Here is an 11,926-nt window from a genome sequence, read left to right as displayed (position 1 = left end):
CTTGAGGGGAGCGGGGACCATCCAGCGCGGCGAGCAACGCGAGGGCCAAATCGTGGGCAGCCTGCTTGCGCTCGCGCGGTGGAATGGAATGGCTGATCGCATAGGCTTTGGCGCGCAGCGCGCGCTGCTGGAATGTCTCAGGCCGTGCCATCGTCGCCAGCCCCTTGGGCGTCGGCGTTGCCGTACACCGCAACACACAGCGCGGCAAACGACATGGCGCACTCGCCCACGGCACGGGCCCCGGCTTCGAGCGCGCGGCGCTCGATCAGGTCGAGTTCGTCGTCCCGCACGGATTCGCTGAACGTTTGGGCCAATGCCCCCGTACGGATGCTCAGCTCGCTCAGGGCTCTGCCGATATCGACTCGATCCACCGCGCTTGCAGCAGGCACGTAGACGAACTGGCCATTGCATTCCCGGGCTAGGGCCTCGATCACCTGGTGATTGTCCGAGGCCGACTGGATCATCAGTGCTTCGTCGATATCCAGCCGTGCGCCTTTGTGGCCCAGCACCTTCTGGCGAAGCATGGCGCCGGTACTCACCCCGACGGCGACAGCCATCGCGTCATAGCCGCCTGGAAACTGCAGGCACAACTGGTGGATCACATCTCGCACAGACATGGGGACGTCTCCGGGTCAACCTACAGGGCGATAGGTAGCTCGCGCGTGCGCGCGCGCTGAAAATAGGGGTATCAAGAAAACGGGGATATGTAGCGATGGATCAATGCGTCACCCCTTTCCTGTACCGCGCAGGTACGCCCAATCGATATCGGGGCGAAGTTCTTCGCAACGAACTTGCCCGTCTGTCGCACGTTCAATCGCTGGGCACCGTCCAGCCGGAACCGGACGTTTGCCATGCGCCCAGGTTGAAATCAGTACTTGATTCACACCCAGCGCGGCCGCCAGTGCAGCGCCGCGCCCTTTGGCGGCGAGCAGGTATGTTTTGAGGTCCATGCGCTCAGTTTAGCGCTACGCGAAACAGTCAGCAATAGCGTTACGCGCATTTACATACATTAGCGTTTTGCTATTCCATACGGGCAAATGAAAGACATCGATGAAATCCGCCGCGACAACCTTCGCCTCATCGAGGCTGAGCAGGGGTCAGCCACGATGGCAGCAAGGAATGCCGGGATGACACTTGCGCAATTCCTGAACCTTCGGGACGGCGCGAAGGACTCCAAGACAGGCAAGCCCAGGGGAATGCGTAAGGAAACGGCCCGTAAAATCGAGGCAGGTAATGGCAAACAGCGTGGCTGGCTGGACATTGATCACAGCAATGCCTTGCTCGATCTGGGCGCGAAAGCCGGCGCCAATGCTCATACCACTGGACCTCAGCACCCTTCCCTCGCTCAGGAACCCGCGACTCAGTACCAGTTGGAACACTCTACGTCGCCGGACGAGGAAGCTATCAGCCGGGAAGTTGCCCGCCTCACCCCACTGATGCAGGGCCTAAGCAAAGAACAGGCCGCTATCGTCCTCAACACCGTGAAAGCTCTTGTCAAATCGATGAAGGCTGGTCGCTCGTAGCTACGCCTCAGGCGCTCATGCTCGGGCGCCCGATTCCTGCGTCCTTGCTCCCACCATCTACATCAGCCATCTCCTCAATCGCGGCATAGGCAGCCTCTTTTGAGTTCGCGCCCAGCCTTGCCAGAATGACTGCTAGCTCACGCACGATGGCGCCCACCTCTTCTTGTTCGATAGCTTTCAAACAAGCAAGTTTATTATTAACTTCGTAAGACATCCCTATTTCCGCCTGATGACATATGCGTTTCCAAGACGTTATTTACTGCCGCTTGTCGGCGCAAGGGGGTATTGCGCCAGTACGTCAAAACGCATGCAATATCAGGATGGGTGGCACGTGAACTGCGCATCAATGCGCAGTTTTGCCGACGAGTGGCTTTCTAACTTAGGCGGACAAGGAAGAAAGGCAGCGTCAGGAAAGAGTGGTCCTTACTACCCAACCACGTCCGAAATTGACGCTTCCATTGCGCGCAGATCGGTCAGGTAGCGACGAACGGTGTGAATGCTTAGACCCGTATGGTGCGCGATCGCCTTGGCTGAGTAGCCAGCTTGCGCATACGCAAACGCCAAGTCACGACGCCGACCAGTGCGCACTACCGCAGCCTGCGTAGAGATCGCCGTCAACATGGCCTTGCACTGCGCGCTCAGCAAGGTTTGCATCACCCCAAGCGGGTAGTCGCCCGCATATTCGGCGCCGAGCCAGGCCGTGATCGCCACACTTTCGCCCGTTGGCGCATGATCTGGAACGGTGATCGCCACCCCGCCGTACGGCACCTGGGGCAGGCACACGTCGAGCCCGCTGCCCGGCCACCAAACCATTGCGCAGGAGCTGGTCCGGGCATGATGGGCCATCGGGCTGCGCGGGTCGCGCCACAGTTGCTCCGAGGCAATCCGAACCGGCTCAGGTTCTGAGCTGTACAACTGGATGAAATCCAGCTGACGGGCCATGCGCACGTGCACCAACAATCGCTGCGCCTGCAGCACGTCCTTGATCTTTGGGCACAGAGCAGCCAGCTGAACCAAGTTATCTGCCCGGCCCAGAGCCTGCATCAATTCGGCCTCAGCTGGAGACATGTCGTACTCCGGAAAAACATCATTAAATCATGATATTCCTCATGGTCTGCAGAGTATGTAAGGTCAAACCTTACTGAAAAAATCTAATGGGGCGATAGCGCACGCTGAGCTGCCCGAACCCCAGCCCGCCGTGCGGCGCAACTTTGCATACGAATTTCGCGTTTCGCTATTGACACACACATTTGCGTAACGCTAAATTGATATCAACACCCACCCAGCGGCAGGCGCCCGGGGCCGGGTGACCCGGTGCAGATGGCACCAGCCAGCAAGAGCCTGCCGCGACCGAACCCTACAGGGGCGAGGCGGGGCGCTCTTTCAAAACTTGGCACAACAAACCCCGGCGCACGCAGCGATGCGATGTGGCCGGCTGGATCGGATGCGCGTGGCGGCGCCTGGGCTGACGACAGGCAGGGCAAAACCACGATGGCAACAGCCTTAAACCGCAGAGGACGACCAGCCAAGCCGGGCACCGCGTGGGCGCGCGGCAATCCGCCCCGAGTCGGCAGGCCACCGTAACGAGGCCTGCGACCCGCTGCCGGTCACAATCGGCAGCACACCCAAGCCGGCTCCCTCGAGCCGATTTCGGTGTCCAACAAAAAGCCCGCGCGAGGCGGGCGAGGTAGAGCACGAATGCGAATAACCAAGAATCGAATGATCGCCTTGTTTCGAAATCCTCAGTTCATGAAATGGGCGACCAGTTCACTGTTTCTTAGCGATCCCTGCCGCATGAAGCCCATGGGCACCAGATGCAAGGTCCGCAAGCATTCGGCGCGCCATCGGATCAAGGCTCTCCCGAGCTGCTGCAGCTTCAAGGACATCGCCAATGTCGCCAAGGTTTGATTGATTTCCTGCAGCAACAGCAAGCATGAACTGCCGCAGGACCTGCTGGACGATGTTGAGGACTTCGAGACTGTCGTTATTCATTCCGGTGCCATTGTCGATTGTGAAACGACCGAGATTATCAGAACAGAACGACCCGCTGCCGGTCACGATCGGCAGCACACCCAAGCCGGCTCCCACGAGCCGGTTTCGGTGTCCAACAAAAAGCCCGCTCAAGGCGGGCTGCTCAGGATGAAGCGATGCAAGTAACCGCTCAGCAAAATTCAAGGCACGTTTTCTCCCATCTCCCCCATGACAAATTGGTAGGCCCTTTCGCTCGCGAAGCGATTTCGTGCTGCGGCATTGAGTTCCAGCCCTTGAGAAGCACACCAAGCGGGGAACTCGTTTGGGTCGACGTCTACACAGATCACCCGAACCCCGCGCTTCTCAAGTTCCTTTCTTCCGCTCTCAGCCGCCGCGAGCCACTCATCGTAGGTGTCATGCAATTTGTGACCGTCCTTGAACATGGCACGTAAACGATCAAAGTTTTCGCGCTTGTACCAAGAAATCCCAGCTATCTGAACCTGTTGCATATGCACCCCTTTCTCGGTTGGTCAGTGTGGAAACTCGACCCTACCAGAAACGCGGCACGGCGCGTGATCCGTGTTCCCCTCCAAAGGAAAACCATGGCTTTTGCTATCTCCCTGGGCGCCACTGTCCAGATCACTGCCAGCGGCGAAACCGGCATTGTTATCGGTCGCGCCGAATACCTGCATTCGGAACCCAACTACTTCGTGCGCTACTGCGGCGCCGACGGCCGCGCCATCGAAAGCTGGTGGGGCGAAAGCGCACTGCAAGAATCCCCCACGGTAATCTGAACACCAGCAGCGCCAGAGCCCCCAAGCCGTGAGTGGGGCAAAACCACGGCAGCAGAGCGCGGGTGCACATCGATTACCTCACTTGCGTGATCTGCCGTCTGCCCCACGAGACGGGGCCCGCTGCAGATTGCAGCGGTGGTGTGTGTGGCGCGGCGTGGAAGGACACGCGGTGACAGGCCGAAAGACCGCCCCTGCACCTACAGGCGAAGCGCGACTGGCGGTAGTAGCGCAGGTAATTGTGAGCCGGAATCAAGCCCGGCCCCACACACACCACCGGTGCAATTCGCACCACTCCCTGACCCCCCCTTTGAGCGCGCCCACCTCGGCGCGCTTTTTTTCCGTCTCAACCTGGAGCAACCCATGCGATCCGCAACCGACATGCTGCGCGATATTGCCGGCGGCGAGCTCGTCGAGCACTTCGGCGACGCCATCCGCGAGCTGAACCACGCCATCACGGCGTGTGACGACAAAAAGGGGGGCAGCATCACCCTCAAGATCAACATCAAACCGGCCGGCCGCGGCAGCGGTGCGCTGAACGTCGACTACGACTTCACGATTCGCGCGCCGAAGCTCCCCCGTCGCAGCTCCATCATGTTCGGCACCCCCGAGGGCGACATGCTGGCCACCGACCCGACCCAGCGCCAGTTGGATCTGCGTCAGGTGGAAACCACCCCGGCCGCGGCGGTGCCGCTGCGCGATGCCAACGCCGGCACCACCGAACTGCGCACGGCCTAAGCCGGCGCGCCGATTTCCCCACCGCAAGGACCCACCATGCCCCAAGCCCAACACGCCCAGCCCGAAACCATCGAGCTGGCTGCCGGCGGCGTGCGCGCCGCCTACCCGCACGACCTGAAAGCGCTGCTGGAGGATGTCGCCCTCAAGCCCAGCGCCACCACCGTCGACGCCACTACGCTGCAAAAGCAGCAGATTCCCGTGCTGTATGTCCCGCACAACCACAAGGCCGAGCTGCTGCCGGATCTGGAAAAGCACCTGCCCCAGCCGCTGCGCAAGAAAGCCCACGTCATCCTGAACGACGCGACCAGCTTCATCTGGTACGTGAAGGAACACGGCTCGCTGGCCAGCTGCCGCATCTACCTGCAGGCCGACTACCCCAAGGGCAAGGTCGATTTCCTGGGCGTGATCAATGACCACACCGCCGATGAGGCGCACTGGCGCGACCACACCGCATCGTTCTCGCCAGCCAAATCGATTGAGTGGCAGCGCTGGCTGGAGAAAAACCGCACGGCGATGAGCCAGTTGGAGTTCGCCACCTGGATCGAGGACAACATGCAGGACATCGCCACGGTGACCGGCATGCCGACAGCTGCGCAGATGCTGGAACTGGCGCTGACCTTCGAGGCGGTGAGCGACAAAAAATTCAAGAGCGCCACCAGGATCCAGTCCGGCGGGATCGACCTGGAATACGTCGACCGCGAAGACGACGCCACGCGCCAGCGCATGAAGATGTTCGAGCGCTTCACCATCGGCATCCCGGCGTTCGCCGCGCCGATCACCGAGGCCAACAAGCCTGGCCAGGACACCGGCGAGCCGCCGGCCCGCGTCGCCTACCGCATTGATGCCCGCCTGAAATACCGCATCCGCGATGGCGTGCTGCAGCTTTGGTACGAGCTGGTGCGACCGGACAAGGTGCTGGAGGCCGCCAGCCAGGACATCGTGCAGAAAATCCAGCACGAAGCCGGCTTCCCGCTGCTCGCCGGTAGCCCGAACCTGCCCGCCTAAGTGTGCGTGCGGCGAAGCCGCACGTCTGTCCCAAATCAGGAGCCTGCAATGACCTCCCCGCACCACCATCCCGAATACACCGCAGGTCAACACATCCCCGAACAGGGCGGATGGCTGGCCGGCTACATTGTGATCCACGGTCAGCGCTACGGCGTGATCAACCCTGGTGCGGCGGGCGAACTGCCTGCGCAGCCCTGGGGAGAATACGGTGAGGACATCCCGAGCGCTGGCAGCGTGTGCGATGGCATTGCCAATACTGCCGCCTTGGTCGCAGCCGGCCAGGCACAGGCGATCGCCGCGCAGCAACTGAGCATCGCGGGCTTCAACGACTGGTACCTGCCCAGTCGCGATGAACTGGAGCTGCTCTACCGCGCCTTCAAGCCCACCGGGGATGACAACGCATGCACCTTTCGCGACGGCGAGAACCCCAACAGCGCCCCGGTCGGCCAGGCCTACACCGAGCACGACCCCAGCCAGACTGCCGACACCGCGTATCAGCACCGCGGCGCCGAGGCATTTGCTCCGGCCCGTTATTGGGCCAGTACGCAGTACTCCACCTGCATCGCGTGGATGCAGGACTTCGATGATGGCACCCAGGGCAACGACCACGAGGGCAACGAGTGCCGCGCCCGGGCCGTCCGCAGATTCCCCATTTAGCCATTCAGCCCTTCGCCCATTTACGCCGGGCGCAGCCCGGCGTCGCGCGGGATTTCTGGAGCCCCTTTATGTCCAATCACTCACAGTCTGCCCTGCAATCCACCCAGGCCATCATCGATACCGCGATGCTCGGCGCCGTTGAGGCCCTGGCTGAGACCCAGCGCCAGATCGTGCGGGCCCGCGACGCGATCGCCGACTTGGTCGTCCTGCGCGACACCCTTATACACAACCTGCCTGGCGCCAATGTGCAGGTCCGGCTCAACCCGGTGGCCGAAGGCCTGCTGCGCGCGTCGCTCCATATCGAGCACGGCATGCCAGACGCAGCAGCGCTGATCGACTACCTGATACGTCCGCTGCGGGAAATCGGCTGGTCCACACCCACCGACACTTATGGCCGCAACCACTGGATCTGCCATCGGCCGGGTGGCGGCATGTTGGCACTGACCATCCACCCCAGCCACGCGAGGGTCGCCCCATGATCCGCACCCTCACCGAGCGGGTCACGCTCACCGACGACGGCCGCGATGACGAATTCCTGCGCGTGATCGAGGCTTACCGGGCACGTGGTTTCCTGATCCGCAACCTGGACAACCTGGGTGTGCACTACGAGGCCTACCGCACGCTGGTGATTCGCCCCACCCCCAACCCGCCCGCAATGCCTCGCATCGCGGCCTAATCCCGGACATCCCCATGGCCGACCCATCTGACATCGCGTCCGACCTGGAAATTGCAGCGCGCAATGCCGCCATTGCCACCGAGAGCATCACCATCAAGCGGTACCGCCTCGACTGCATCGACTGCGGCGAGGATCTGCCACCCCATCGCGTCGAACCCGGCATCTGCGTCGACTGCCTGACCGCTCGCGAGCATCGCGACAAAATGCGGAGACGGTGATGCGCGCCCTGATCGCCATCCTGGCCCTGATCGCCATCCTGGGCGCGCTCACCGGCGCTGGCCTGGCGCTGCTGTACCTACAGCACCTGACCGACACCCCCGCCCACCTACAGCCCGAGCCCGTCATGGTCTGCGATTACGACAATCGCAACGTGCTGGTCTGTATGCAGTTGCGGCCCCTGATGTAGGACGTCGCCATGACCCATGACGAAATCAGAGCCCGCCTGCGTAGCGCAGATGCGGCACTCAGCCAGCACCGGCGCGAGCACATTGCAGCCGTGGCCCACATCCAGGCGCAGTGCGCGCATAGGTTTGAGTGGTGGCCTGTCGCCGGCGAAGGAAGGGTCTGCACGATTTGTGGCTATCGCGATTACAGCGTGGATTTTTGAAGCCAGCCCCCGGCGCCGGCAGTCGCTACAGCGATTACACCGAACCCCAGCACAGCAGTAACCCCACCCACCCTGCCCCTGTCATGCCGTGCGCGCCGCGCACCGGCAGGGGCTGTGACGCCTGGAGATTGTCCATGCAGTTGATCGCACTCACTGGTGCCAAAGGCGCCGGCAAAGATACCGTGGCCGACCACTTGGTACGGCACCACGGATTCGTCCGGCTGGCGTTCGCCGACCCCCTGCGCGACGAAATCGCTGCTGCCTTCGGCGTGCCGCTGTCCATGCTCACCACCCCCGGCCGCAAGGAGGAGCCCAACGCGCTGCTCGCGCTGGGCCGCTGCCCAGAGCCGGCGTTTGTGGATTACCTGATGCTCTCCGGCGATATCCCGGCACCTGCCCAGGTGGCGCCGCTCAGCACCCAGCCCTGGTCCGCCCAGCCGCGCAGCGCGCGCTGGATCATGCAACGCTGGGGCGACTGGCGCCGCTGGCAGGACGCGCACTATTTCGTCGATCGCCTGCAGGATCGCATCGACACCCTGCCCGGCCGGCGCATCGTGATCACCGATGTGCACCTCAACCCGGTACCGCACCAGTTGATCGAGGTGCATTTCGTCAAACGCCAGGGGCTGCTGTGGCAGGTGCGCCGGGCCGGTACCGGTGGCCTGGATCAGCACGCGACCGAATGGCCGGTGCCGATCCAGTACATCGATCAAGTGCTGCACAACGACAGCACCATCCCCGTGCTGCACCGGCTGGCCGATCAGTTGCTGAGCGAGCAGCGCTGGCCCCTCTCGGAGACCGCCGCATGAACTGGCAGCCGATCGAAACCGCCCCCAAAGACCGCCCCATCCTGCTGCTATGGCCCGCCGGCACGCTGGTCGAGCGCACGCTGGTTTCCGTCGGCCGCTGGTTCGCGCTGGCTCCCCGGCCCTACTGGACCTGTCAGTACGCCGAATCCCTCGGGGTGCGCCTGGTGCGCGCCTACCCGCCCACGCAGTGGTGCGAGATCCACTACCCGGAGCCCGGCTGATGAGCCACACGACAGAGCAGATCCAGGCGCTGTGCGACGAGGCCGTCCGCCACGTGGCGGCACAGGGCGGGATCACAGTGATCGGCGAGATCCTGATGCGGCTGGTCGGCGTGGCCTATGCCTACCGCGCCCTCATCGACAACGACCATCCCATCATTGAGGACGACCAGAAATGAGCCAGGAATTGCAACCCGGCGACCGCCTGTGGTGGGTGCCGAGATATCACAACGGTCACGAATCCCGCTGGCGCGCTGTGGTGCTCGTCGGCGAGGGCTACGCACGCCTCGACAACGGCTGCCACGTGCCGCTGACCCCCGACGCCCACGGCGCCTATCCAGCGCAGGGTGGGCATGGCACGGCGTGGGCCAGCCCGCAGCAGGTGGGAGGCTTGGCTGCGATTTTCCGCGGCGCGGAGGGATGCTCCGACATCGACATCGACATCGAGGGCGACGGCCCGACCATTGCGCTGAATGTCGGCGATCAGTACGCCTGCCGCATTGTGGCTTGCTGGAATGCGTGCGAGGGGATCAGCACCGAAGACCTGGAGCGCTACTACAACACCGGCTCCGGCATCGACGAGGCCATAGAGAACGCCTCGCTGCGCGATCAGCTGGCTATCCAAAAGCAGCGCGACCAGCTGCTGGCGGCGCTGGAGAAGGCGGTAGCGCAACTCGACAACTCGAACGGCGAGATCATCGGCGACTATGATGGTGACGCCGAACTGATCTCGGAGATGCGCGCCGCCATCGCCGCGGCAAAGGCGGGGGCATGATGGAGAAGAAATATCAGGCAGACCCCCGCCTGGCTCGTTTCGGGGTCATCGTTCCGGTGGAAGTGCGGGAGACCAACCACGACGAGCTGCGCAGGCTGGCGCAGGCAGCGACGCCGGGGCCGTGGCGCTGGGAGGTCAACGCCAAGCACAAATCCATGCAATTGGTCGGCGGCATCCCTCAGTACGACCTGACCGTGATGGATTTCGAGCGCTGGGGGATGGGCGGCGCGGTTATCCGTCTGCGGGAGTTATCTGAGGCGGGGATGAACATCATGTACCGGGTGTGCGACCGCCTCGACTGGATCGTCCCCTTTGCTGGACGCGAACACCATGAGGGCTGGTGCGCAGATATCGATCATGCAGACGCAAGGCTGATCGCCGCCGCCAACCCCGCCACGGTGCTTGCGCTGCTGGATGAGCTGGATGCCACGAAGCGCGAATGCTCCGCCCTGGCCGCAAACAGCTGCCACCGGGGCTATGGCGACGACTACGGCAATCATCGCTGCGAGTATCAGGATCAGATCAGCGCTCTGCGCGAGCAACTGACCGCATCGCAGGCGGAGGTGGCGCGGCTGCGGGAGGCGATGGAGAGAGCCAGCGCAACGCTTGCGGAACTGAACGACCTGCCTTCCATGCGGGCTGACATGGACGCCACCCTCGCCCAGCAATCCCCCGACGACGCGCTGCGTGCGTATGGCGAGCGGGTGGTAGGGGCTGCACTTGACGCGGCGGCAGACACACTGGTTGAGCGTGCCAACGACTATCACCACGATCATGGCAGCTACGACAGGAGTACCGGAGCGTGGGAATACCCAGGTGATGGTGCGCAATACCTGATGGAACTGGTTGAGCAGGCCGACGCTATCCGCGCCATCGACCCCGCCACCATCCTGCAGGAGGTGAAGCCGTGAGCATGCACGTCACGACGTATCAGCTTGGGCTGCTGCACCACACCCTAGAGCTGCGGCCCGACCGTCGCGAGCCATCCCGCAATCACTTTGTAGCTGGTCATGGTCATCCCGATCAGGCAGACCTTGAGGCGCTGGTATTGATGGGGCTGATGGGGCGCAGCCCAACACCCAGGTTCTGCGACCCGTGCGACGAGGTATTCCACGTCACCGCGGCCGGCAAGAGCTACGCCATCGACAACCTGCCGCCCGCGCCGCCGCCACCCAAAGAGGGCAGCTACGCCCACTACCGGGCCAGTGAGTGCAGTGAGAGTTTCGCGGAATGGCTTGGCATCGCGCTCCCGCAGCTCGAATACAGCGGCAGTCGGTACGGTGCGCCCAGAAACTGCGTGCGCTACGTCCGCATCAAATACACGGCCTACGGAATCGACGAGGTGGCCGGCGAATGGAAGCCGACGCGGAAAGAGGCCAAGGCCAGCTACAAGGCAGCGCTCAAGGCTGCAAAGGAAAGGACATGACCCAGCACACCGAAGCGGAAGTGCGCGTGTTTGCGGAATGGCATGCCAACTTTGCCAACCCTAACGACGCTCGGACTGCAGCAATGCTCACCGCCTACGCCGACCGTCTCGCCGCTGATGCGGCGGTGGAGCGCGATATCGATATTCCGATATCGGCGCAGGACGAGCGCACGGCTTTCGAGTCGTACTGGTACAACCACTATCACAGTGGCAGCATCAAGGCCCGTTCGAACGGTCGCTATTTCGGCGAGGCAGTGAATAGTGCATGGGACGCATGGCAAGCCCGCGCTGCGCTCTACACCCCCCCCGCCGCGCCGCAGGTGCCGGAAGGCTACGCACTGCTGCCTACTCACGCACTGACGGAAATTCTGGCTGACGCCGACATCGGGCCACCCATCGACGCAGCCGGGTGCTGCTTGGAGTGTGGGCAGTGGACTCCGTGGCGTCACCCAGAAGCTCACGACCATGATGAGGGTTGCCGCGCCCCAAGCCGGTACGCGCAACGTCGAAACTGGAAAGCGCGGCTTTCAGCGCTGATCGCCACAGCGTCGGCCAGCCCGACCGGAGAGCAGCCATGAGCGAGATGAGTAGACGTGCCATATCAGCTGCTATGCGCGGCGGCATGGACGGGTGGGGCGAACACGGATCGTCCACCCAGCACATCCGTTACAGCGAGCCGCTGCCAAAACGGCGAGGACGGAGAAAGCAGTGCTGCTGCGGATGTGGCCGG

General features: G+C 63.0%; 23 protein-coding genes. 17 read left to right on the top strand and 6 right to left on the bottom strand.

All coding sequences use genetic code 11. The features are described from left to right. Positions 1–137: 137 nt before the first annotated feature. Positions 138–617, bottom strand: coding sequence for a phage regulatory CII family protein (locus N8I74_RS10980; protein WP_263123120.1), 480 nt, complete (start codon positions 615–617; stop codon positions 138–140). A 108-nt stretch (positions 618–725) separates the two neighbouring features. Further along, positions 726–950, bottom strand: a complete 225-nt coding sequence (locus tag N8I74_RS10975) for a YdaS family helix-turn-helix protein (RefSeq protein WP_308445851.1) — start codon at positions 948–950, stop codon at positions 726–728. An 87-nt stretch (positions 951–1,037) separates the two neighbouring features. Here N8I74_RS10975 and N8I74_RS10970 point away from each other — a divergent pair, with 87 nt between their 5' ends. Continuing rightward, positions 1,038–1,523 (top strand): hypothetical protein, encoded by a 486-nt coding sequence (locus N8I74_RS10970; RefSeq protein ID WP_263123119.1) that lies wholly within the window; start codon positions 1,038–1,040, stop codon positions 1,521–1,523. A gap of 7 nt (positions 1,524–1,530) precedes the next feature. On the opposite strand, the gene N8I74_RS10965 is transcribed toward N8I74_RS10970, so the two are convergent. From N8I74_RS10965 to N8I74_RS10950, 4 genes are all read right to left on the bottom strand, one after another. Then, positions 1,531–1,737, bottom strand: a complete 207-nt coding sequence (locus N8I74_RS10965; protein WP_263123118.1) for a hypothetical protein — start codon at positions 1,735–1,737, stop codon at positions 1,531–1,533. A 212-nt stretch (positions 1,738–1,949) separates the two neighbouring features. Next, positions 1,950–2,591, bottom strand: a complete 642-nt coding sequence (locus N8I74_RS10960; RefSeq protein ID WP_263123116.1) for a hypothetical protein — start codon at positions 2,589–2,591, stop codon at positions 1,950–1,952. 699 nt (positions 2,592–3,290) lie between these two features. After that, positions 3,291–3,698 (bottom strand): hypothetical protein, encoded by a 408-nt coding sequence (locus N8I74_RS10955; RefSeq protein ID WP_263123114.1) that lies wholly within the window; start codon positions 3,696–3,698, stop codon positions 3,291–3,293. Next, entirely contained in the window at positions 3,695–4,003 is a 309-nt protein-coding gene (locus N8I74_RS10950) for a hypothetical protein (protein WP_263123113.1), read from the bottom strand. The genes N8I74_RS10955 and N8I74_RS10950 overlap by 4 nt, the downstream gene beginning before the upstream one ends. Before the next feature lie 93 nt (positions 4,004–4,096). Here N8I74_RS10950 and N8I74_RS10945 point away from each other — a divergent pair, with 93 nt between their 5' ends. The 16 genes from N8I74_RS10945 to N8I74_RS10870 all read left to right on the top strand — a co-directional run bounded on the left by N8I74_RS10945 (position 4,097) and on the right by N8I74_RS10870 (position 11,774). Then, positions 4,097–4,288 carry a hypothetical protein gene (locus N8I74_RS10945; RefSeq protein ID WP_263123112.1) on the top strand — a complete coding sequence of 64 codons (192 nt, stop codon included), beginning with the start codon at positions 4,097–4,099 and terminating at the stop codon, positions 4,286–4,288. Between the two features lie 360 nt (positions 4,289–4,648). Next, positions 4,649–5,023 carry a hypothetical protein gene (locus N8I74_RS10940; RefSeq protein WP_263123111.1) on the top strand — a complete coding sequence of 125 codons (375 nt, stop codon included), beginning with the start codon at positions 4,649–4,651 and terminating at the stop codon, positions 5,021–5,023. A 36-nt stretch (positions 5,024–5,059) separates the two neighbouring features. After that, positions 5,060–6,028, top strand: a complete 969-nt coding sequence (locus N8I74_RS10935; protein ID WP_263123110.1) for a YfdQ family protein — start codon at positions 5,060–5,062, stop codon at positions 6,026–6,028. Positions 6,029–6,076: 48 nt separating this feature from the next. Next, positions 6,077–6,685, top strand: coding sequence for a DUF1566 domain-containing protein (locus tag N8I74_RS10930; protein ID WP_263123109.1), 609 nt, complete (start codon positions 6,077–6,079; stop codon positions 6,683–6,685). A gap of 68 nt (positions 6,686–6,753) precedes the next feature. After that, positions 6,754–7,164 (top strand): hypothetical protein, encoded by a 411-nt coding sequence (locus tag N8I74_RS10925; protein ID WP_263123107.1) that lies wholly within the window; start codon positions 6,754–6,756, stop codon positions 7,162–7,164. Further along, positions 7,161–7,361, top strand: coding sequence for a hypothetical protein (locus N8I74_RS10920; protein WP_263123105.1), 201 nt, complete (start codon positions 7,161–7,163; stop codon positions 7,359–7,361). The genes N8I74_RS10925 and N8I74_RS10920 overlap by 4 nt, the downstream gene beginning before the upstream one ends. A gap of 14 nt (positions 7,362–7,375) precedes the next feature. Beyond that, positions 7,376–7,579: a TraR/DksA C4-type zinc finger protein gene (locus N8I74_RS10915; RefSeq protein ID WP_263123104.1), complete on the top strand. Its 204-nt coding sequence runs from the start codon at positions 7,376–7,378 to the stop codon at positions 7,577–7,579. Beyond that, positions 7,579–7,767 (top strand): hypothetical protein, encoded by a 189-nt coding sequence (locus N8I74_RS10910; RefSeq protein ID WP_263123103.1) that lies wholly within the window; start codon positions 7,579–7,581, stop codon positions 7,765–7,767. Before N8I74_RS10915 ends, N8I74_RS10910 begins: the two co-directional genes overlap by 1 nt. 9 nt (positions 7,768–7,776) lie before the next feature. Continuing rightward, positions 7,777–7,968, top strand: coding sequence for a hypothetical protein (locus N8I74_RS10905; protein WP_263123102.1), 192 nt, complete (start codon positions 7,777–7,779; stop codon positions 7,966–7,968). A gap of 134 nt (positions 7,969–8,102) precedes the next feature. Continuing rightward, positions 8,103–8,777 (top strand): nucleoside/nucleotide kinase family protein, encoded by a 675-nt coding sequence (locus N8I74_RS10900; RefSeq protein WP_263123101.1) that lies wholly within the window; start codon positions 8,103–8,105, stop codon positions 8,775–8,777. Beyond that, positions 8,774–8,998, top strand: a complete 225-nt coding sequence (locus N8I74_RS10895) for a hypothetical protein (RefSeq protein WP_263123099.1) — start codon at positions 8,774–8,776, stop codon at positions 8,996–8,998. Before N8I74_RS10900 ends, N8I74_RS10895 begins: the two co-directional genes overlap by 4 nt. Continuing rightward, a complete protein-coding gene (locus N8I74_RS10890) occupies positions 8,998–9,174 on the top strand; it encodes a hypothetical protein (protein ID WP_263123098.1) in 177 nt (58 codons plus the stop codon). Before N8I74_RS10895 ends, N8I74_RS10890 begins: the two co-directional genes overlap by 1 nt. Continuing rightward, positions 9,171–9,770 carry a hypothetical protein gene (locus tag N8I74_RS10885; protein ID WP_263123097.1) on the top strand — a complete coding sequence of 200 codons (600 nt, stop codon included), beginning with the start codon at positions 9,171–9,173 and terminating at the stop codon, positions 9,768–9,770. Before N8I74_RS10890 ends, N8I74_RS10885 begins: the two co-directional genes overlap by 4 nt. Further along, on the top strand, positions 9,767–10,681 hold the full coding sequence (locus tag N8I74_RS10880) for an ead/Ea22-like family protein (protein WP_263123095.1): 915 nt from the start codon (positions 9,767–9,769) through the stop codon (positions 10,679–10,681). The genes N8I74_RS10885 and N8I74_RS10880 overlap by 4 nt, the downstream gene beginning before the upstream one ends. Next, on the top strand, positions 10,678–11,196 hold the full coding sequence (locus N8I74_RS10875; RefSeq protein ID WP_263123093.1) for a hypothetical protein: 519 nt from the start codon (positions 10,678–10,680) through the stop codon (positions 11,194–11,196). Before N8I74_RS10880 ends, N8I74_RS10875 begins: the two co-directional genes overlap by 4 nt. Further along, positions 11,193–11,774 carry a hypothetical protein gene (locus N8I74_RS10870; protein ID WP_263123092.1) on the top strand — a complete coding sequence of 194 codons (582 nt, stop codon included), beginning with the start codon at positions 11,193–11,195 and terminating at the stop codon, positions 11,772–11,774. Before N8I74_RS10875 ends, N8I74_RS10870 begins: the two co-directional genes overlap by 4 nt. Positions 11,775–11,926: the final 152 nt, after the last annotated feature.

This window comes from Chitiniphilus purpureus (genome assembly GCF_025642115.1).
Taxonomy (GTDB): domain Bacteria; phylum Pseudomonadota; class Gammaproteobacteria; order Burkholderiales; family Chitinibacteraceae; genus Chitiniphilus; species Chitiniphilus purpureus.
This window is presented reverse-complemented; position numbering and strand designations above follow the sequence as displayed.